The organism is Streptomyces iakyrus, from assembly GCF_000717055.1.
GTDB lineage: Bacteria > Actinomycetota > Actinomycetes > Streptomycetales > Streptomycetaceae > Streptomyces > Streptomyces iakyrus.
In genome coordinates, this window is sequence record NZ_JNXI01000030.1 from 1 (window position 1) to 22,434 (window position 22,434).

Annotated in this window: 7 protein-coding genes and 1 pseudogene; 6 read left to right on the forward strand and 2 right to left on the reverse strand. The window is 67.4% G+C overall.

All coding sequences use genetic code 11. The features are described from left to right. Window positions 1-460: 460 nt before the first annotated feature. On the forward strand, window positions 461-6,796 hold the full coding sequence (locus tag OO68_RS36045) for an AAA family ATPase (protein ID WP_167345939.1): 6,336 nt from the start codon (window positions 461-463) through the stop codon (window positions 6,794-6,796). Window positions 6,797-8,133: 1,337 nt separating this feature from the next. Further along, entirely contained in the window at window positions 8,134-8,643 is a 510-nt protein-coding gene (locus tag OO68_RS36050; RefSeq protein ID WP_245237302.1) for a hypothetical protein, read from the forward strand. A 343-nt stretch (window positions 8,644-8,986) separates the two neighbouring features. Here the strand turns inward: OO68_RS36050 and OO68_RS36055 are convergent, their stop codons facing one another. Both OO68_RS36055 and OO68_RS36065 read right to left on the reverse strand, forming a co-directional pair. Continuing rightward, window positions 8,987-13,231, reverse strand: coding sequence for a tetratricopeptide repeat protein (locus OO68_RS36055; protein WP_033313589.1), 4,245 nt, complete (start codon window positions 13,229-13,231; stop codon window positions 8,987-8,989). A gap of 636 nt (window positions 13,232-13,867) precedes the next feature. Next, the gene (locus OO68_RS36065) at window positions 13,868-18,373 is read right to left on the reverse strand and encodes a hypothetical protein (protein ID WP_157852794.1); all 4,506 of its coding nucleotides are present in this window, start codon (window positions 18,371-18,373) and stop codon (window positions 13,868-13,870) included. A 247-nt stretch (window positions 18,374-18,620) separates the two neighbouring features. Between OO68_RS36065 and OO68_RS47980 the strand changes: the two are divergent. From OO68_RS47980 to OO68_RS36080, 4 genes and pseudogenes are all read left to right on the forward strand, one after another. Then, a pseudogene (locus OO68_RS47980) lies at window positions 18,621-18,968 on the forward strand (pentapeptide repeat-containing protein); the annotation flags it as partial. Between the two features lie 33 nt (window positions 18,969-19,001). Continuing rightward, window positions 19,002-20,645 carry a pentapeptide repeat-containing protein gene (locus tag OO68_RS45845; RefSeq protein ID WP_245237349.1) on the forward strand — a complete coding sequence of 548 codons (1,644 nt, stop codon included), beginning with the start codon at window positions 19,002-19,004 and terminating at the stop codon, window positions 20,643-20,645. 261 nt (window positions 20,646-20,906) lie between these two features. After that, window positions 20,907-21,494, forward strand: a complete 588-nt coding sequence (locus tag OO68_RS36075) for a hypothetical protein (protein WP_033313594.1) — start codon at window positions 20,907-20,909, stop codon at window positions 21,492-21,494. Between the two features lie 17 nt (window positions 21,495-21,511). Then, window positions 21,512-22,039, forward strand: a complete 528-nt coding sequence (locus OO68_RS36080) for a DUF6907 domain-containing protein (protein WP_033313595.1) — start codon at window positions 21,512-21,514, stop codon at window positions 22,037-22,039. Window positions 22,040-22,434 lie beyond the last annotated feature (395 nt).

Below are 22,434 nucleotides of genomic sequence, written 5' to 3' on the forward strand. Positions count from 1 at the left end.
GCCCTTCTGTCATGCCTCCGCACCGGCCAACTCACCCGATCCAGCACTCCGTTCGAATCGGGCCGACCATGCGAACGGATAGAGAACAGCCAGTTAGAGCCTCAAGTTCAGTGCCTGGATGGGGCTTTACTCTTCAAGGCACCCACAGGATGCAGCCACTATGCGTGACCGCTCAGCGTTATTTCCGGACCCATTCACCATGAATCTGTGCCCGTCCCGGACCAGCCACGGACCAGCTGGGGCGCTACGTCGCGTCGCCCTCGACGGGACGAAGCATGCGAAGAAGTGCGGACGACGTTGGGTGAAGGGCGTAGTCACACAGCGGTGGGCTCTCGGAGTTACGGCAGCGCCGCAGTCCTCAGTCGCGATGACAAAGCCGGTGGACCTGATCGGGAGCCTTCGACTCGGTTTGGTCACTTCCGCGCCAGCAGGGTGCTTGGCGGTGGAAAATACTACCGACATGAGTGATCTAACTGCCGCGCACCGCGGGTACGAGTACCAGGACCTGATGGAGGCAGGCCGCGTCGTCGACCTGCTGCTCGGCGGGATCGCCAGGGTCCTTGTCGACGAGAAGCTGGTGACGGACGACCGCTTCGACGACCTCACGGTGATCAACGCGGACGGATCCCGTGAACGGACCCAGTTTAAGCACTCGGACGAGGAAGACCCCCTCGCCTACACGACGTTCACGACCGACGACCGCGGACTGAGGTTGGACCGCCTTGTGGCGGCTGCCGTCGCCGACAGGGACGGACCGGGTGCGGGCGCCACTGCCCACCGGCTGCGCATCGTGATGCGCAATGCACCTCCGGGCGACGACGCACTCAACACGGTGATGGTGCCCGCCCGCTCCTCCGACGCGCCGTTCCTGCCGGGGATGAACACCACACTCCTGCGGTTCGACGCGGAAGCCCTCTGGCGAGGTTTCGACCTGCCCGCGCGGGGCCGACGCAAGGCGGGTAACGTCTTAGGGTTCCTGACCAGCGGTGACAAGGCCGTGTCCAAGCAGGACCTGGAATGGCTGTGCGAGCACCTGGTGGTGGAAGTCGGCGCACCGGCCATGACGACGGACCTCCTGCGGCCAGGGCCGGCCGAACAGCTTCTCCTCCAGCGGGTACGCGGCGAGCTCGGCGCGGGGATCTACCCCAACGAGGGACGCTCACCGGTGGACGTCGCCGAGGCGCTGATTCGCACGATTCGCTCCGCCCGGCAGCGCGGCGTCGAGGTGACACCCCGCGAGCTACTGCGCCAGGCCCAGTTGCGCAGCGACCTCGGCGCCGTCGTGCGCGCGAACCCTGTCGACCGCGCACTGGAAGTGGCCAGGCCCGCCACGGTCGGCGTCCTGGCGGAGGCGGTCGGGACAGCGGCGGCCGAGGGGGGAGTCCTGCTAGTCACGGGCCCACCGGGACAAGGCAAGTCTTGGGCGTGCCAGCAGTTGGTCGACCAACTCACCCGTGATGGATGGCTGGTTGCCGAGCACTACTGCTACCTCGGCGATGCCGACGGCGATCAGCTGACCCGGGTGGTCACCGAAACGGTCTTCGGCAGCCTGCTGGGCCGGCTGGCCGAGGCGGAACCCGACCTCGTCCAGGAGCAGCGCCCGCGTTTCGCCGCCGATGCGCAAGCGCTGACCACGGCGGTGGACACCGCTCTGCGCAAGGACCCCACCCGGCGCGTGGCGCTCGTCGTGGACGGACTGGACCACGTCACCCGCGTACAAGGAGGACGGACCAGGAGAGCTGATCCGTCCCTTGCCCTCGCCGCGGTCCTCGGCTCTCTGCCCCTTCCGCCCGGCAGCGTCCTCCTCGTCCTCAGCCAGCCCGGAACCCACCTCGTCCCCCTCCAGGACGCCGGGGCGGCTTCCCTCGCCGTGCCGCCACTGACCGCGCAAGAGTGCCGCGCCGTAGCGGAGCGGCTCGGACTCGTCCCGGCGGCGGACAACGATCGCACGGAGGCGCTCCTGAACGACGACCGCGACGTGACCGACTTCTTGGACGCGTTGCAGGAACGCTCGGGCGGCAACGCCCTGTACGCGACGTACCTCTGCCGCGAGGTCACTCTGCGGCCGGAGACGATCACGAAGGCCGCGGTAGTGGTGCGGGCGCTCCCTGCTTACCAGGGATCGTTGGAGGGCTACTACGCCCACCTCTACGACACGCTCGGCGCGGAAGCCGATGTCGTCGCGGACATCATCGCCCTGCTCGGCATGTCCGTTACCCGCGAGGAGCTCGGGCAGATCATCCCTGACCGGGCGCACAGGATCGATGGCGCGGTGAAGGTGCTGGCCCCGGTGCTCTCCGGGACGGCCGGACCCGGCGAAATTCGCGTTTACCATGAGTCGTTCGCCCGCTACCTGCGCTTGGGCTACGACAACGATCCCGGGGCCCTGGAATCGACGCTGGCGCTGATCGCCACCTGGCTGACCGGGAAGGGACTGTTTGACGACCCGAGGGCCTTCCGTCGCCTCCTGCAGATCCTCGCCGAGGCGGGGCGCGACACAGAGGTGCTCGACCACATCGGGCGGGACTTCGTCACCCGAGCCGTCTCCACCGCCCACCCGGCCTCGGCGATCAGGGACAACCTGGCCACCGGCCTGCGCTGCGCCGCCAGGACGGCGAACTGGCCTGTCGTCGCGCGCTGCGTCGAACTCGCCAGGGCCGCGCAGACGTACGAGTTCGAGCGCTTCGACTCGGTCCTGGTGGAATTCGCCGACGTGCCGATCGCCTTGATGGGGGCTCAGACGCTGGCGGACCGGCTCCTGCACGACGGGCGGACCGTCATGCCCGCCCGGGCAGGTCTGCAGATGTGCGCCGTCCTCGACGCGGCAGGCGCCGTGGCACCCTGGCACGCGTACATGACGGCACACGACCACGAGGCCGAATCGGACAACACCTCCTACGGGACGGAGTCCGACCGGGCCGTCGAACTTGCATACCTGCGGGGCCGGCTGCGCCTGTCTGCGACCGATCTGGGGACAGGTGTGGAGCCGCGCGAGGACGGGCTCGACCGGCCGGTGTCGCTGGACCGCATCGCCGAGTGGCTCGACGAACAAGGTGACCAGGCAGCGGCCGACACCGTCGTGAAGACGCTCCTCGACACCGTCGGAATCGAGGCCGTCACCGACCTGGTGCCGCGCCTTACCGCGGGCGGGCCGGTATGCCTCGCACTCGCCGAGCAGATCGGCGCAGGCGCGGTGCACGGAGAGGTGGGCAGCGCCGCAGACTGGTCGCAGAAGGCTGCCGACCTGGGATACCCGTCGGGAACGGCGCACCGGCTGCTCGCGCTGGGGGTCGCCGCCGCCGATCTCGCAGAAGGCCTTGCGGCAGACGAGACATCGACCGCCCGCGACGCCCTGTTCGCCCTCACCCGCGACGTACAGAACGAACAGGTCCGGTGGAGCCCCGTGGCCGTGGCCAGGTGGCTTGATGCCCTGGCGATCACGGCACAGAGCGACCCCATCGCCCTGGACGCGGTACCGGCTCTCGTCCAGGGGCCCGGCTGGTACCCCTGTTGGCTGCGGTTCGCGATCGCCCTCGCCCGCGCGGAAGTCGCCGAGGCACCCACCCGGTCTGGCCTGGTGATCGAAGCCCTCGGGCTTCTAACCGCAGACCTCAGCCGGTTCACCGGCAGCCCGCGTGCGTGCGACCTCTACCCGATCCATCCGCTCATCGAAGAGTCGGTACGCCGGGCGGTCACCCTCGTGTCCGACCAGGACTGGCCTCACGCGTGGAAGACCCTCATCCACGTCAGCCGGGAAATCAGCGTCAGCCTGCGCGGCGAGATGGGCGGACCACTGCCAGCCGACACGCTCCTGACGATCGCCGTCCAGCACACCACGCCAGCGCGGCGGGACGGCGTCGACGAAGCCGTCCGCAACGAGTTCCTCCAGCAGGCCGGCGGACGCTTCTACAGCGACCTCGCCCGTTACCTCCTCATCCACGCGCGCCTCGCCCTCACCGCCGACGACCTTGGCGAGGCAGAGGAACACTGGCTGGCGGCCTGCCGCTTCCTGGTGGCCTACGGCTGGCGCAAGGACATCACCGTCTACGAGGTCCTGGATCCGCTGCCCACCCTGGTCACCGCGGACCCGGCCCGGGGACGGGCGCGGGTGGCACGCATCCAGCCACTGTGCGAACGCCTTGTCCTTCACACTGACGGCAAGGAGACCAACGCCGCCCGCCCGCGGTGGTGGAACGTCCTGGCCCGGGCGGACCCTGCGGCCCTCGCCGATCTCGCAGCCACCGGGCTGCTCAGCGACTGCAACGGTCCGAACATCACTCTCCATGGGGCCCGAGAAGACCTCTGGCGCGCGTGGAATGACACCGCGGACCCGGTCGTTGCAACCGCCCTGCGCATCACCCTGGACACTCCGCTCCTCCAAGCCGACGCCGCACTTCTGGATCGACTCGCCCGGACAATCGGCCCCTCCACGCCCGACGGCGTTCCACAACTGCTGCGCATCGCACTGAGCAGGGCCGACGAGAGGCAAGCGAACCGCGACTCCTCCAGCGACCAGACCAGGCCGACCGACGCACAGCTGGTCGCGGAACTCAACGCCGTCGCCGAACGCATCGGCGCCCCACAGCTCACCCCCCTGCCCGAACCACCGGTCACCGACGAATCTCAGCCTCGCCACAGCGCCCCCACCTCCGCGCAGCAGGCCACGGCCCCGACCTCACCTGCCACCCCGTCGCCCGCGCCCTCCGAACCGGTCGGCCTGATCCGGATACTGCGCGCATGGCACCTGAGCCCGTACGAGGCCAGCGCACCACAACACACCCTCGAACAGATGAGTGACCTCGTCGGCGATGGCCTACTCAAGCTCGTCACCCGAGGACAGACCGACGAGGCCGCACAAGTCCTGCGTGCCATCGCCGGCCCCTTCGACTTCCGGGACGGTCCCCTCCTGCTGCGCCGACTCGCGGACAAGCTCCGCCAGAATGGCCATGACGCGCTCGCTGCCGAAGCCTACGCACTGACCTGGGTACGCACCCGCGGACAAGGCGGATGGCTGAACTTCGGAGGCGAGACAGCCGTCGACGCCCTTCGTACGGCCGCGCAACTCGATCGCACCCTCACCCACCGTGTCATCACCGAAGAGGCCGAAGCAGTGGTGAGCGCCGGTCGGTACGGGACCCACGGCATCACCCAGGCACTGATCTTCGCCTTCGCCCAGCAAGCCCTCGGCCTGCCCCCGAACGATTCCCTCGACCTGGCCTTCGCCCTCTGGGACGAAGCCGCAACGGTCATCGAGAGCAGAGCACCACGCGTCCACGACAGCGACGACCCCCAGCACCCCTACCGCGCCCCGGACAACGACAACGGAACCCCCGCACCCGGCGATCTCGACCACGCCTTCGCGACCGCTGCACTGGCCGCAGTCGCACACGCGGACCGGGAAGGCAAACGCCGAGCGATGGTTGCGACGCGATCTCTGGTCACACTGCGCCCCGAAGCCACGGCACCCGCTATGGCCCTCGCACTGGAGCAACTCTCCGATCCGGCGACCCTGATGTGGCTGTTGTGTCTCCTCCAGGAACAGGGGCCGCAAGCCCAATCTGTGGTGGACCACTGCCAGGAGGCGCTCGAGATGCTGGCCCGAGGACCGCTGCTCACCGTCCGCGCCCTCGCCCGCCGGCTGCTCACCGATGCGGCCAGCGTGCCCATGGGAGCGTCGGACCCGGCCGGGCTGAACCCGCCGAGCCGCCTGTGGACCTCCGCCGCACAGGGAGACAGCCCGAGAGACCGCGTGGTGACGGGGATGGTGGCAGAGGTGGCTGGCGCGCGGCTGAACGAAGCCGAGCAACTGCAGCCCGGGCTGATCCGAGCGGTACTCGCCAGGGTTCGCCGCGAGGTTGACGCTGAGCACACCATCGAGAGGATCAAGGCCCAGTCCCGTGCCTACCTCAGCGCCGACGAGGGCGAGCTGCCGGACGCCTACCTCGCCATCGAGGAGACCATCGAAGAGGCGATCCAAACGGTGGCAGCGGGTAGCCGCGCGCATAGGCTCTCGCAAGGCTTGGGCGTAAGCGATCCGGCAGCTTGGGAGGATCAGCTGGCCACCGTACTGACAGACGACCCCCGCATTCCGCTGGCCTTCGAAGAGGCGCGCTGGCCTCGCCCCGACCTTCCTCTGCCACCCGGCCCGGACGACCCGGCCAGCCAGGACACTCCGCTGACCGGAACAGTCACCGAGACCATCTCCACACGGCCACTGTCGCAAGCCGCCGCCCTCACCGGACAGACGCTCCCGGGCTGGCGCATCCTCGCTTCAGTGGAGGAACGCAAGTTCCTGTCACCACACACCCGGAAAACCGGCCTGACCGTCGTGAGCTTCTCAGGCCCCGAAGTGACGGATTACGGGAACCAGGACAGGGACGCCATCCCTTTCTCGGACGGAGACATCGAGGAGTGGACCCGTCCGCCGGGGCAGCGCTCCGCCGCAGACGTCCCGCCGGGGATTCCGCTCCTTGGCCTCGACCGCGCCATCACCGCCGCCGCAGACGCCGCCCAAGGCCTGGGACTACCCGGCTTCGCGCTGGCACCCACCCCGTGGCTCCGGACCGCACTACGTCTGAAGCCCGGAGCCCCACTGACACTGGAGGACGACCGAGGTCCGGCCCTGCGGGTCATCTGCTGGCGCACCGAATACGAGCGGAGTGCCTACCGCCTGCCCTGGCCACGGACGACCGGCTGCGCCATCGTGTTCCGTCCCGATCTGCTGGACATCCTGTCCGAGCGGGCATCCGCACCGATCGTCACCCGAGATGTCGTCATGCGGCTGGAAGCGGACTGAAGAAGAGCAGTCGGGCACCGAGAGGGCGGAGGTCGCCCCACGAGTCCGGAACCGTCTTGTGCATCCCAAAGAGACACAAGAGCCCGTACTCGAAGCTAAGGGCGCAGTTCAGAGTGCCAGGTATAGACATGGAAGACCGTCGGATAACACCAAGATCCGGACCAACTCGCTCCGGCAGCGGGAGATTCCAACCATTGCCGCAGGTCAGCACGCTTCAACCCGCCTCCCGCCGAAGGAGTTCAACCGCTCACGACAGCCGCTCGCACGGGGAGGACCGGGCCTGCCGGTGGACGACGGCTGAAAAGTGGTCCGGTAGCGAGGAACTCAGGCGTCGGAACTGGGTCACGATTCACGCGTCGCCGACACCTGCCGACAACCAGATCCCCGCCGGGGTGGTTCGGACCCGCACAGCCTGAACAAAGTTCGCCTCAGGACGTCTAGGAGTGAGCGCGACTATGCAGCAGGCCAGCGTCGAGCACCCGTCAAACTAGCACGGTACGGGTTACTACAGGTGATAATCGGTGCCGACAAGTGCGCCGACCAAGCGAACTCCACAGCGTCCTGCACCACCAGACAGCACCAAAGTATGGGTTCACACCACATGGGGCGACGCTGCAGCAGTTCCTAGCCTGTGCAGCACCCAAAGCACCCTCGTCCCCGCCCGGAAGTGACCGATATGACCGCACCCGCAGCGGCCGCTCCAACCCTCCGCCAGATGCGGAAAGTTGTAGCAGCGAGCTTCATCGGAACAACTATCGACTGGTACGACAACTCATTCGATCGGAGCTAGGACCTGCGGGTTTCCTGATTCTGGCCCTCGAAGTCAGCACGGAACCAGCAGGAGTTGGTGGCGTGCTGACTCAGTGCTGGCAGAGCAGCTGCACGGCGCGCTCCAACGAGCTCAGCGGCGTTTGAGCGCGGTTACACAACGTTGCGAAAGGCACCGGCCTACACGCTCCACGGTGTGGCTCCGCCGGTCGTCGTCGAGGCGGCGGATATGAGCGCGATGCTGGTACGTGCCGTACTTCTCCGGCGGGTGGACCCACTGCGTTCCAGGTTCGGAACTTGGAGGCGATCGCGTCAATCACCTTCCTGTGGTCACGCCACCGGCCACCCCGCTTCGGCGTCCAAGGCGGGAGTAACGACGCCAAGGGGCGCTGGCTCCGGTGCTCTGGGCGATCAGCGAATGAGTCAGACCGTGGACCCGCGGGGCCGTTCGAAGATGCAGCACGCGCTCCTCGCCGCGGTCTCCGCGGAAAACTCTCACAATTCCTAACGTGCACACGGGCGAGTCATGAGAGGTTGACTTGTGGCGGCGGCCGCGATTGGGAGCGAACATGCAGCTTGAAGAGCTCACGGCATTGGCAACAGAAGCCGGACGGGCAGTGGTCCGCGCCGTGGGTACCGCGTTCTGGCCCGTGACGCAGCGTCAAGTCGCGGAGTTGGTCGGCCGCGGTGACGCCGAGCGCGTGAATGCGGAGTTCGTGCGGCTCGAACGCACCGCGCAAGCCCTGACACCCCCGCCGTCAGGCGACACCGGTGCGGAGCGGGCGCGGCAGGAAGGGCTGTGGGCCGGCCGATTCGAGGCCCTGCTGGACCGCCTCGAAGGGGCCGAACACTCCAGTGCGGCAGCAGAGTTGCACGCGCTCCTTGAGTCCCTCACCGCCTCCGTCGGCGACACGGCCATCGATACCGGCAACGCGACGGCCCGCGGCGGCAGCTCCGCGATCACCGGAATCCGGAACGTCAGCAGTAGCCGTCCCGGCCCGTCCAAGGTCGCGCACACCGGAAACGCGGATGCCGCCGGACCCGGTTCCAGCGCCGTCACCGGAATCGTCAACGAATAGGCTGGCCCCGGGAAGGCCAGGCGCCTCGTGTAGAGCGTTGCATGCACCGCAGACACCAAGGACTGTCGTCTTCGGCTGGGCAAACATCCGTCGAGCCCTAGGAGTGTTCGAGAAAGTCCTGGGCGAGGACCATCGCTACACGTTGTCCTCGCCCAACAAACTTACCTACGCCCACTGTCGGTGCGTGATCTGGCGCGGGCGGTCCCGCTGTCGGAGCGGCCGCTGCGGGACAGCCAGCGCGTGCGGGACAAGGAGGGATCTGGTCACTGCGAACGTCCGCACCAGATTCGCGCAGCCGCCGATCGCAACGGCCAACAAGGTTAGTCATCGACGGGCGGTCACATCACCTCCCGTCCGCCGACACCGCCCTCCCACTGCAGCAGTGCTTGAACTTTCGCCCTCGCCGCATCATGCACGGACACGGTGCATTCCTACGTGGCCGCACCACCGCGAACGGCACGGCTGCGCCAACAGCCTGCCCGAGGAGGATGGCGCGCTCAAGGTACGTCGGGTCGTCCGCCACCATCCCCGGAAGATTCCGGCCGACAATGACGATCAGTGAGCCATGGTGGGCCCGCTCGTACCAGTGAGGCAAGAAGTTGAGCGGCAGCCCCGGCAGGAGGTCGCCGTGGGGGCCACTAAGGGTGAGTTTGTTGTCGACCAGGCGGGCCTGAAGGTCCCGGCCGGGGACGGACGGCAGGTCGCCAAGGTCAAGGGGCTCGCCGCCGTTATCGGTGTACAGGGTGCGCAAGTTGGTGAAGCCCGACTCTAGGAAGAGCCGGAGGGTGACGTCCTCGATGCGGCGGCTGCCGTTGATCGCTCCCCAGCCACCGTGGCAGTCGAGGACGATTCCGGCGCGGTTGCCGCCGAAGAGGATGCATTCGGCGTCGAAGCGATCTGGGGAGGGCTCAGGGGCCGGGCCAGTGAGTTCGATCACGTCGGAGAGGTGGCAGTCGGAGTGTGCCAGCCGGAGCATCGGGTGGTGGACGTCCGGGTGGCGGAGGTAAAGGAGTTCGGCCTGGCCGGAGTCGTCGATGATCAGATTGCACATAGTGCAGTACTGCCGTGAGGTGGCGAAACGAAGCGTGAGCGACTCCAGATCGAATGCAGCCAGCGCCTGCTGCACGGTGTCGGAGATCCGCACGCTGCGCAGCCGGGGCAGGTCGGACGACGGCACCACGGCGTCGTCGACACTGTCCCGCAGGGCGCGAGCGCGGAGTGATTCGAGCACGCGCAGGTCGACCGCGCCGCCGCCCACGAGCTCCACGGGGCTGGGCGCGGTGCCGTCCGGTTCCGTCTCTTGGTGGAGTGCCCCCAGGAAAACCAGGGTCTCACCGGCCTCCGGCCAGTTGCCGAGCGCCTGGTGGAGCGCGAAGGCCTGCCGGGCACGGGAACGCGCGGCCTCCGGCGCATGGAGGGTCTTCTCGGCGCGGGCCAGGTTGAACAGGCAAGTGGCGCGCAGGGCACCATCGTCTAGACGTTCGCTGATCTGCAGGGCCGTGCGGAAGGACGCGGCCGCGGCGGGGTGGTCGCCGGCCTTGGCGTGGCAGGCGCCCAGGTTGGTGTGCAGGGACGTCAGTACGGAGTCCATGCCGAGCCTCTCGGCGAGCGGGATGTTCTTGGTCATCAGGGCGACGGCGTCGTCCCGGTCGCCGGTATGCATCATGCACGTCGCGGCCATCGCGCGGGCGGAGAGGAGGACATGGAGATCTTTGTGGTCGGCAGCAGCTCGCGCACTCTGTTCGTACTGGTCGGCTGCTTCGCCCCACCGCCCGGCCCGTGCGTGGATGTTGCCCAGTGCCATCCGGCTGTGCAGGACGCCGTCGGCGTCGTCGTGCCGCTCGCAGTCGTTGAGTGCCCTGGTGATCGCCGACAGGGCTTCGGTGTGCTGGCCACGTCGTGAGTGGAGGACGGCCAGGGCACGCGTCGCCCGGGCCCGGGTGCTGGGGGAGGCGGCGTCGCTGAAGTCGGAGACCACGGACCGCAGCATGCGAGCACCATCCTGCCACTGCCCTGCGACGACCAGGGCTTCGCCAAGGGCCGCCCGCACCTGGGCGAGTGCCCGACTCTCGTCAGTAGCGGCGAGAGACTGCTCCGCTTCGGCCAGCAGGCGAACGGCTTCTCCGATCCTCCCCTGGTGCCACAGCAACTGGGCTCGCTTCTGCAAGACATCTGCCTGAAGAACTGGGTTGCCGGACTCTTGGGCCATCTCCGACGCGACCTTGAAATGCGACTCCGCCGTGTCGTGGTGCCCGATGCCGCCGCTGTATGAGGCGAGATAGGTCAGGGAGCGGGCCGCATGCTGGTGATCGCCGACCCCGACGGCCAGCTCTGCGCACTGCGCGAGGTAGGTCGCAGCCAGGTCCAGGTCAGCGCGCTGCGCGGCAGCGTCACCGAGCCGGAACAACGCACGGATCTGGCCCTGCACGTCACCTGTCTCCTGATGGAGGGCCAGGGCGGCCTCGAGCGGCTCAGCCGGTGCCGACTCCGGCCGGGCGCTGGCCGGGACCGCCGCGAGGTCCATCAGCGCCTGTGCCTCCCACTCCCGGCTGCCGATGGCCCGTGCCCGTCCGATGTCACGGACGGACTCCTCCGCCGCCTCCGCCTCGCGGCCCGTGGCGCGCAGCAACTTGCCGATCGACCGGGTAGCGAGCATCTCGCCGAAGCCGCTGCGCCGACTTAGGTCCCGGCTGTTGCGCAGGTAGTTCTCCGCCCGGCGGGTCTGGCCGACTGCCAGGTACGCCTGGCCCAGGTTTCCCAGGGCAAGCACGAGAGCCTGATGATGCCTGACGGTCCGCCAGTAGTGCAGTCCGCTTCGCAGGTACTCGATGGCGTCGCGGGGCCGGCCCAGGTTGATCAGCAGCGTCCCCAGGCCGAGCTGCGCCATGAACAGATGCTCGGCATCGTTGGCAGCGCGTGCCGTTTCAGCACAACGGTGGTACAGATCTGCCGCATCCTGGCTCTCGCCGAGGTGCCCGGCAACCACAGCCCGGTTGTACAGCGCGGTGGCCGTCCAGTTGACGTGTCCGGCCAGCTCCCCGGCTTCCTGTACGCACTGGTAGACGCGGTCCAGTTCCTTCCAGTGGCTGGCAACCCGCAGGTGCTCGGTAAGCGCGAAGGCGAGAAGCAGTAGGTGGTCCCATGCCTCGTACTGCCGGGCCGTCTCGACGAGGGCGACTGCGCCGGGACGGTCCGCGTTCAGCGACTGCAGCGCCTCGATACTGCTCTCGGCGGGGACCGTCGCCTCCTCGTCCAGGAAACCGATCGCGTCGGTAGACGACCGCACGCGTACGGCTGTGACGAGACAGGCGTGACGAATGACATCCGCCCGTTGCGTCCCCGACCACGGCGCGGACGTCAGCCGGGCGAAGCGGTGCTGGATTTCGTGCATCACGAATCGGTCGTCGTCGAGCTGCTCGATGAGGCTGAGCTCGACCAGCGAGTCGAGGAGCGCGGCCGTGTCCGTGAGGTTGTCGTCGTCGACCTCGTCCAGGGGAGGCTGTGTAATGGCCGCTGCGACGACATCGATGGTGAACGACATGTGTGGCAGGACGCCGAGCGCGGAGAAGACCTGTGCCTGGTCGGGTTCGAGCGCGTCGAAGCTCTGCTGGAAGACAGGCTGCAGCGCGGTCTGGCCGGCGACGAGGGCCTTGACGCTGCGGTCGGGGTTGGTGATCTCGGACAGGTAGCGGTCGGCGTTCACGCGGGGCCGGCGTGCCAGGTGCGCCGCGGCGATGTGAAGGGCGAGCGGGTGACCGGCGCACGCCTCGGACAGAGCGGTCGTCTGCTCGCCGGTCAGCCGGCCTGGGCCGGCGACCGATCGTACGAGCTCCTCGCCGGGCGCGGTCGGCAGTGGACCGAGGTCGATGAGGTGGACCAGGCCGCTGAGCCCGCTGAGCTTGACGCGGCTGGTCCCCACCAGCGCGAACGGGCCGTCGACGGAGAGGATCTCAAGGAGTGACTCCTCCGAGACGATGTCGTCGACAAGCAGCAGGACCCGCTTGTCGGCAAGCGTCGTCCGTAGCAGCGCCAGCTGCTGGTCACGGCGGTCCGGCAGAGGAGGCTCGGGCGGAAAGAGCACGTGGAGTATTGATGACACGAGGTCCGTGGGGCCGGTCGACAGCGCGAGATTGATGTGGAACTGGCCGTCCGGGTACCGCTCCGCGGCCAGCCGGGACATGCGCAGGGCGACGTCGCTCTTCCCGATGCCGGGAGCCCCGGTCACCACAACCGCCGCCCGGCCGCCGTCCGCGCGCCGCAGCACGTCGAGGCCGGCGGAGATCTCCGCCTCGCGCCCGAACAGGCGCGGGCGCCGTTCGCCGGGCAGGACGGAGTCCTGCACCGAGCGGGACTGTAGGGACGGCAGCGTCACACGGACGTCGCCCGCCACGTACCCACTGATTGCCACCCCACCGTGTGAGGCGTACGCCGCCCCCGTCGCCTTGACCGAGACGGAGCCGGGCGCGCCGGCCGCCGTCGCCGCGCTGACTCCAGTGATCGCGGTGCCGCCGTCCGTCGCGCGGGCGTCGCCGCTGTCCCGCACCTCGGCGCCCGGTCGTGCGTCGCCGGACTCGTTCTCGTCCTCCATCAAGCCGCTCCCGAGATCAGCTGTAGTCGATCCCGGTACCGGCACTACTGCCGGACCCGTCAGACGCCGCGTCACCAGTCCGATCCACCCGCGCCGATCCCGTGCCCGCCCCACCGGGCCTGCGGATCCCGGTGTGCGCTGACCCACCACCGGACGCATTCGCCCGGCCGGTATCCGTGGCCGAGTCCGCCTGCCGGGGCTGCAACCACGCCCACGCCAGCGCTGCGACCCCGGTACCGACCTGCAACGACGCCCCGACCAGCTCCCCGGTCCCCGCGCCGCTCAGCAACCACACCATCGGTGTCGCCGCGATGCAGGCCACTCCGACCACGATCAGCACGATCTTCCACGGCCGTGTCACGCCGTCCCGCCTTTCTCCTGGCCAGCCTTTCCGCAGATATAGCAAGGACGTTCACGCCGTTGCCACTGGTTCCGGCAATCCGGGTTATCCGATGTCGTACCTCGAGGGGTCCGCGCGACGGTGGACAGGGGAAGGCGGGATCGCTCACCCGTGGCTCACTGTGCAGCGCGCTTACGTGAGCGCAGCCCGGATGCACCAGAGGTGCCGAAACTCCTACCCTGCCTGCGGCTTCGACCGCTCCCCAGCCGCTGTTACGGGAGCCCTGCCGACCACGCCTACTGCCTGTTTGGTCGCGGAACGTTGATCACCATGGGTCGTACGTGAAATGGGCCCGCCTGGGAGAGGCTCGTCGCTTGGTCTCGCAGATCGTTCAAGAGAGTGTCAGGCTGGAGCTTCTTCGCCTGGGTCTTGCGGCCGTCTCCCGTGGCATTCCAAAGTTCGATCGGATACCAGCCAACGATGTAGATGCCTGCATCGGTTCCGGCTTCGGGAAGATACCGACGCGCCAACTGCTCCTCTTGCGCCGTCGGCACTTCGTCGTTCCAGGCACCCTTGACCTCGATGACCAGTTTTACGGACCCGCTTGAAGCGATATTCAGGTTGTCACCTGGTGCGGGCAACGCCTCGACGAGAAGGTCAGTGCGGTCACCTGCGCCGTATGGATCGGTGGGGTGGATCAGCACTTCCCGGTTGACTGCGACGCGATGACCAGCCAGTCTCAAGGTCAGCTCGTGTGTGAGGTAGGCGCATAGGGCTGCTTCGGGTTTGGGGCGCCAGACATCAGGGATGACCGGGTTGTCTGCGGACGGCTTTCGAGGACTCTTGCCCGGGGTACGGTCCCACAGCAATTCGCAGTGCGAGGGAAGCTCCTGGCTCATATCCTCTAGGGCTTCTTGCGCCAGGTCCAAGAGATCTGTACTGGTGCGGATGACGCGCCGCGCTGGGTCCTGCAGGAGCCGTATCACGTCCTCTGTTCGCACTTGGCTCCAGCTCACAGCGGCATGCTGCTTGATCGCCGCGACAAGTGCTGCGGCGATAGAAAGTCGATCGGGATACACGCGGGCAAGTTGGCGTAGTTGATGAACTGCCTCCGCCGTGGCTCGCCGGCTCAGCTCAGGGAGTAGGCGATCTCTCCATTCTCGGGCTTGCTCATCATCGCTGATCCAGCGTGCACCACGAAGAGGCTGGTCCTCCTCGGGGTCATACAAACCGACGAGCCATAGGTACAAATCAGCAACGCGGGCCTCACTGAGGGAGCTTTGGATTCGCTCCGTTCCGGTCCTGGCGCATGCCTCCGCCAGCCTACGGCCGAGATCGCGGTCGGTTGCCGTGAAGGTCTTGACACGCGGCCAGTGCACCTCGGCGTCCGCGGTCAGCAGAGCCTGGGCGGCAAGGACAGCAGCTTGTGCGGCAACCGGAGTTCCCGGGAGGCTGTCGAGACTGCTGTCTATGACGGCGTGCACGATCCTGCTGTCGGTGGTGAGGAGCGCGACCAGGATGCTCTGCCAGGTCCGCAGGGCAGCCGCGCGTGCCTCATCACTATCGGGCAGGAGCATGGGGTGGTCTTCGCTTGCTGGCGATCCTGCCTCGGCCTTGGCCGCCGCTTTCGGACCCAGCCCGAGGCAGGCGGAAAGTTCAGTGGCGAGGTGCTCCATGGACATACGCAGTTCCGCAGCCCAGCGCGGGTCGACCGGGTTGAGCTCGATGGGCTGTCGGGCCTCCGTGAGTTCCGCTCGGACCACTTGTGTGAGGCGGTGGGCCAAGGAACTAGGGGCGTACCGGGCCGCCAGGCGCAGCAGGTCCACCCGGACGGGTTCTGTGTAGCTCGTCCCAAGGCCCAAGTACTCGGTGAGAATCGCGGCAGTCCACGAGCCCCACTCCGACGCGGGCAGTTCGAGCAGGCGGTCGGTTCGATGGAGCTCAGTCAGGAGGGCATACCCGGCCCACGAGCACTTATTGCGACTGGAGTGCGGGAGCCAGGAATCCGCGCGGTCATGTTCGATGGTGAGAAATCGGAGAGCGAGCTCAGGCAGGTCCGACAGATCGTCGCCGAGTGCTAAGGCACCAGGCCAGGTTGAGACGGCGCCCGACACATCCTGCATCAGCCTCCCTGTCCGCGGGTCCACGCGCAGACCCCACAGGAACTGCCACAAACTGGCATTGTCCCCCTTCCTGGCCTCAGCGAGGAGCCGCACCTGCTCGGCCATGAACTCCGCTGCTTCCGGCCAACGCCTATTCCCAGTGCTGTGGTTGCGGCGCAACGCCCGAGCGAGCGGACTGTCGATAGCTATCGGCGCGTAGAGGGAACGCAGATACGGCCAGGCCGGGTGCTTGTCGTCATAGGCCAGCTCGAACGCATGGGGGTCGTCCGAAGGGAATGTGCAGGAGGCCAGCTCGCCGTAGACCTGGATGTGCGCCTCATCGCCAGACGCCGCCGCGTCGACGGTCTGCTGCAGGATCCACGGGAAGTCCTTCCGATCGACTAGCTGATGACGGATCGCTGGCTCGGGCGCCGAGGATGCGTCGAGCCGCAGCGATGGGCGCCGTTCCCAGTCGTACGCGATCTGGCAGGCCGCTACGCGCGGATCGAGCTTCGTCTGGACGGCCTCCCTCACGAGCGCTCGAGTCAGAAGCCTGCGATGTGACTGAGTCACTGAGGTCTCCTGCCCGTGCTCGTCGAGTTGCAGGCAATCCGGCAGCTGCACCTTGTGGTGGTCGCGGAGAAGACGCAGGATGATCTTCGCCACGGTATGCGCGTGCCGATCCACTTCTGAACTCTCGAGCGCGCGGTCGATCACCCCGTTGATCAGCGAGATCTCGAAGCGGTCCTGAGAGAAGACAAAGTCACTGTCCGGCCGGAGGACCACTGAATGCGCCCAAGCGAGAAGAGCCTGCAGATCCTCCTCCCTGCACTGCCTGGGCATGTTCCTCAAGAAGTGGGCATAGTTGCCGTACAGGTCGGGGGACGGAGGGCGAAGGGCGGCCAGCACCGTCGCTATGTCCAGATGGCGCGGCCACAGCAGGCTCAGCAGGGTGCCTCGGAGCTCGTGGTCGGGATCCACGCGCTCGGCGTAGGCGAGATCGGATAGCGAGTCCAGAACACCGGCGAGGACAGGCACAGCACGACCTGAGTCACAGGTGAAAGCAGCGCGCGCCGCCAGGCGACGCTCCGTCTGATGCCACGCGTCGTTTTTCACCAGCCTCAGCAGCGCATCGGCCAACCTGGTATGAGGGGTGCCGGCCTCCTGCGCAAGTTGGATGGCCAGGCGCAATCGCGCCGTGGACTGCCAGCTTGCCGCGCCTTCGCCAGGGTTGGTCTCCAGCACGTCGGCGAGCTGGTCAGCGAGCTCAGGATGGCGCAGATCCCAGTGAGAGAGCTGCCATCTCGTGTCGCCCAGTTCGACCTGCGCCGCACGTTCCAGCAGCCGACTCACGGTCATCCGGCGGACCTCGTCGGAACGCACGAGTGCGCTGTGCACCGCCAGACTTTCGGGATCGGCGGTTGCCAGCCAGCCGCTGGCGGAGGGGTTCATGGCCACCAGCCAGGCCGCAGTCTCCCGCAGGGGTGCTGGGATGGTCGCCGTCTCTCCGCCCGGTGCGCTGATCAGGAAGAGATTCTCCAGCTGCCGTGGCGTGGTCTTCCGATCGGTCAGGTACCGGGCAGCGAGGTAGGCCGCAACGGAGGAGTGTCGGAACGCCACCCTGTCGTCGTCCGGCGCTGTGAACATCGCGGTGGTTAGGCATTCCTCGACCACTTGAAGCGTGACCTCGAACGGACCAGCGGCGGTCCGCTCCGTTCCACCCGCCAATACGTCGCCCGGCAGATCGTAAGTGCCGGCCTCGAACGTGGCGCCGCGCCATACGGTCCGGTGGCCGGACAACAGCATCCACGCGGCGATGCGTCCCGCCACCGTTATGCGCTGCACGGCCGTGGTGATCAAGCCTTTTTTGAGTCGGTGACGATCGGGGTCTTCAGCAAGACGCTCCACACCGCGGGCGAACAACTCTTCTGGCAGCCCGTGCAGCTGACCGTCGGAACGATAGGTCAGGACCAACAGTTCCAAGGTCAGCGGTACGCCGGCCAGCACAGCGGCGCCGGCCGCCTCCGCCGCCGCCACCAGCTCTTCTCCCGGCACGTCGGCGCTGTCAGCCAGCGTCACAGCTTCCGCCCGGCTCAGCGGAGCCAGATCTACGCATCGGGACGCACCGAAAGCCTCGGACAGCACAGGCGTCAGCGCCGCTGGATAGTCGGCCGTGCGGCAGGCCATGAGAAAACGAACCCTGCTGGTATCCCGGCCGTTCAGCGACCTCCTCAACCACCTCGACAGATACGGCAGAAGTGGGCTCTCGTCAGCCTGGTCCAGGACTATCGTCAGCACTCCGCCACCCTCTGCAGCGTCTCCTTCCGAAGGCAGGGAGACGAGATGGCGTCCAAGCTCCTCTTGATAGGAGTGCTCGGTAAGGTCCCCACCCGTCACCCAAAGGCACGCGCTGGAGTCTCCACTCCAGGTATCGAAGATACGGGGCACTTCCTGGGTGAGCTGCTTCAACACTGAGGTCTTGCCAGCGCCCGGTTCTCCCAACACAACCATGGCCCCTGCCGCCGCGACTACAGAGGGAAGCGCCAAGGCTCCGTGACGGAATCCCCCTGCATCCATGACCACGTCGTCGTCCGCTCGGAACGCTTCGCCGGGCTGCACGATCAGATCTGCAGCGGCGGCACGCTCACCCCGCACCCTGCACACCCGAGGGACATGAAAGCCGAACACATAACCTGCCACTCCCTCATGCTCTCAGGTCACACTGACAGGCACCCCATTCGCCCCTTCGCTCACCAAGTGCGAACCCGCGACCAAGCTGGGCGGCGACGCCGGAGGGAGCGCATGAGATCATCGTGGCAGCGGCCGGTACGCATGGCGACTGGCTCCGATCATCCCCGCCCCCGTTGCGTACCCCTCTGCTGCGCACGTGCCGCGGGTCTGGTGAGACAGTCTGGGCACCTTTCAGGTGCATCGAAAGAAAGCTGCGATGACTGTCACCCCCGAGGAACCCTGGGCACAGTGCGGGCAGGGCGCGGACCCCGCGACGGCCCCAGAAGGTTGCCCCGGGGTTCGAATCCCCAGTCACGATGCCTGCCTTGCCCATGTCACGGACGCCGAGCGATCCGCCTACTTCACAACTCTCGGGCCCGGCTCGGACATCGATCACCGGGGAACTCCCTTCAGCGACGCCCTTCTCGGAGAACTCCTCGACGCCCTGCGCGATCCCGACACCGACAGGGTCAGCATCGGCGACGCGCACTTCGAGACGGCGCAGTTCGACGGGACAGCAGACTTCGACGGCACGGAGTTCAGCAGTGACGCCCGCTTCGAGGGCACCCAGTTCCGTGGTGCGGCCCGCTTCAACGGGGTGCGATTCGGCGGCTACACCGCGTTCATCGCGGCGAGTTTCAACGACGGTGGCTGGTTCTTCCAAGCACAGTTCGAGGATGCCGCGCACTTTGAGTTGGCGCAGTTCAGGGACTCCTCGTTCCTCGCGACCCGATTCGCCGAGGATGCGGGATTCAACGGCACGCGCTTCGGCGGAGACGCCATCTTTCGTGCTGTGCGCTGCGGCCGTGAGGCTCAGTTCGTCGGCACGCAGTTCGGCGGAGAGGCTCAGTTCGACGAAGTCGAAGTCGTCGGCGAGGCCGCCTTCGTGGAAGCGAAGTTCGCAGGCCGTGCCCGGTCCATGGCGGCTCGGTTCGACGGTGGCGCGAGGTTCGACAGAACACGATTCGCCGAGGACGCGCTGTTCCAGGGAGCGCAGTTCAACGGTCGCGCGTGGTTTCATGGGGCTCACATCGGCACGGGAGTCTCGTTCGCGAACGCCCAATTCCCCGGCATCCCCGATCTGGGGCCTCTGGTCTGCGGGGGCTGGGTGGACCTGTCCACGGCCCTGTTCACCGTCCCGTTCACACTCCGCGTCGTCGCACGCAGCCTGACCTGTGCCCGCACGCAGTGGGAGCAGACGGCAACCCTGCGAGTGCGCTATGCGACCGTCGATCTCACCAGCGCGGTACTGAACGCCCCGCTGGCGGTCATCGCCGACCCCAGCTCCGTCGAGCCGGACGACAGCCCACTCGCCGACCTTCCGCCCACGGTTGCGGTGACGTCGGTGCAGGGACTGGACGCCGCCCACCTGGTCCTCACCGACGTAGACCTGAGCGACTGCGTGTTCTCCGGGGCCTTCCACTTGGACCAGCTACGGTTGGAGGGCCGCTGCACTTTCGCCTCCACCCCGACGGGTCTCCACCGTCGCTTCCTAGGGCCTCACTGGTGGACACGACGTCGCACCCTGGCGGAGGAACACCACTGGCGTGCGCAATCCTCCGTCCAGTCGGCCCCGCCGGCCTCGCCCCGGCACTGGCGTACCAGCCCTCACCACCACGACCCCGGCCTCACCCCCACCCCGGAGACCGTCGCCGCCCTCTACCGCCAACTTCGCAAGGCCCTCGAGGACGGCAAGAACGAACCCGGCGCCGCCGACTTCTACTACGGCGAGATGGAGATGCGCCGCCACCACCGCACCTACACCCTGCACGGCGAGCGCGGGCTGCTGTGGGCGTACTGGCTGCTGTCCGGATACGGCATGCGCGCTTCACGAGCCCTCGGCTGGCTGGCCCTCGCCATGATGACGACCATCGTCCTGATGATGGGCTTCGGCCTGCCCCAAAACTCGCCCAAGCAGCGGGCGACCGGTGTGGTCCCGGCCGGCGGAGGAACCGTCACCTTCGCGATCGACAAAGAGGATCCGAAGAACCCCACCGGCGACCGGTACACGAGCGAACGGTTCGAGAAGGCCCTCAAACTGACCCTCAACTCCGTCGTATTTCACCACGGCCGGCGACTACATCGAGATGACGTCCCGGTTCACCGAACCCGTCCTGCTCGGTCTCGCCGCCCTCGCAATCCGAGGACGCGTCAAACGCGGCAACTAGTGTGCGTCCGCCGCACTGTGCAGGCTCTTCCCAGTCAGAGCCAGCTCCGTTCCGTTGCGCGAAGTTCCTCATAAAGCGGAACGCCGTGTCTCCTGCTCGTGATCAGCCGTACTTCGTGATTAGACATCGTCGTCCTAACGGGCCGCAAAAGGCGCGCAGTTTACCGCCAAACGGCAGCCCTGAGGACAGATGTTGCTAGGACGGAGAACGTGTGCGCGGGCTGAGCGAGGCTGAGCAACGAGGAGCCAGGCAACAGAAGGCAGGAAGCCAGCGATCACACCCGCGCCCTGCCCCAGGCATCCGAATCCGACCCGTCTACGACAAGGGACGAGAACGTGAGCATCGCCGTATCAACGACGGACAGCAGCAGCACCAAGGACTTCACCGCCCTCAAGAATGACGGGCAGCTCTGCGCCGTCCACCCGGACTGGTGCACTGAGACCGGTGTCCACGACGACCACTTCGGAGCCAGGCATGTCGTCATGGGCAATGACGACCACGAGCTTCTGGACGCGCGTTTGCTGGACTTCTCGGGTTCCGACCCGGTCATAGGGCTGGGTGAGAAGGACACGGACGCGATCGAGGCCCGCGCGAAGGCGAAGGAGCTCCGCATGTTCGCCGATGCCCTTGAGGCCCTCGCGGACACGATGGATGCCTCCACCAATAGCGAGCCGCCAAATGGTTCGGACGCGATCTCCTGCCCCGACGGCGTCTCTTTCTGTACGGGAGACCCGGCGGACCACGAGGACCCGAACGGGCACTTTCACCACGGCCCGTTCACCGCCATGGGCGCCCACCGCCCGTACGCTGGACGGCACAGGGACGGCATCATGGCGTTCCACCTGTCCCAGGTCAACGACGAAGCGCCCGGACTGGACTTCGTGGCCGGCGGCGACTGGCCGACGCTCAGCCTCGGGGGGTAGACGAACTGATCAGCGACATGAGCGTGCACCTGGCGAAGCTCCGGGCAGCACGTACGCAGTTCGCTGGCCTGATGTCCGGGCAGACCATCGAGACCGCGGCAACGGCCGGCCGCACTTGGACGTACGACGACAGGTACGGTACCCGGCACACCGTCACGTGTCCGTCCTGGTGCACGGTGGATCACTCCGACGACATGGATGGAACGCGCCACCCGGCCGACGTCCACCACCAGCTGTACGGCACTGTGGCCCACGCCGAATACACCGAGGGCTACGAGGACTACAAGTCCTGGCAGCTGCTCTGCGCGCACCTCGCCGTGAGTCCGGACTCAACAGTCAGCCCGGCCTACCGCGTCCCGCACGTTCTGGTGGAAGTGGCTGCCGACATGTACACCCGTCCGATGGATCCCGACCAGCTGGCCGAGTTCATCGAGACGGTGGCCGGGCAGCTGGAAGAGCTTCGCGCGATGCACCCCCGGCTCGCCGCAGCGCGCGCCGAATGGGCCGCACGGCCCCACACGACCACCAACGCCGAGGCCGCGTAATCGCCGGTCCAAGGCCACCCCGAGGACTGCGATCCGCTCCCTACGTCATGGTCCGACGGCTGACGCGAATGCCCAGCCCAGAGGCATCGCCCGCCCCTCCGCTCCAGGGACTTTCAGGGTTGTCCGAGGGACTTCCGAGGGTCTTTCCGCCGCGTAACGCGGCAAGCCCCCGAAAGACCGGAAAGGGCCCTCCGTTCCAGATCAGAGGCCCTTTCCAAGGCAAAGCCGCAGGTAGCGGCAGACGAGTCGGGCTGTACGCCGGGTTCTGCATTCGAGGCAGGATGGCAGAACAGGTGACGAGCTGGACGGCGGGCACGATGCAAATTTCGCCACAGCATCCGGACGGGCGGCTTCTCCGGCCGGCAGCCTCGGCGAACGGGCTCCCGCTCGTCAAA

What these genes read in the sequence shown, in the direction of transcription:
- OO68_RS36050 (WP_245237302.1), top strand. Translation starts at nt 8,134, where the DNA reads ATGCAGCTTGAAGAGCTCACGGCATTGGCAACAGAAGCCGGACGGGCA.
- OO68_RS36055 (WP_033313589.1), bottom strand. Translation starts at nt 13,231, where the DNA reads ATGGAGGACGAGAACGAGTCCGGCGACGCACGACCGGGCGCCGAGGTG.
- OO68_RS36080 (WP_033313595.1), top strand. Translation starts at nt 21,512, where the DNA reads ATGAGCGTGCACCTGGCGAAGCTCCGGGCAGCACGTACGCAGTTCGCT.
- OO68_RS36045 (WP_167345939.1), top strand. Translation starts at nt 461, where the DNA reads ATGAGTGATCTAACTGCCGCGCACCGCGGGTACGAGTACCAGGACCTG.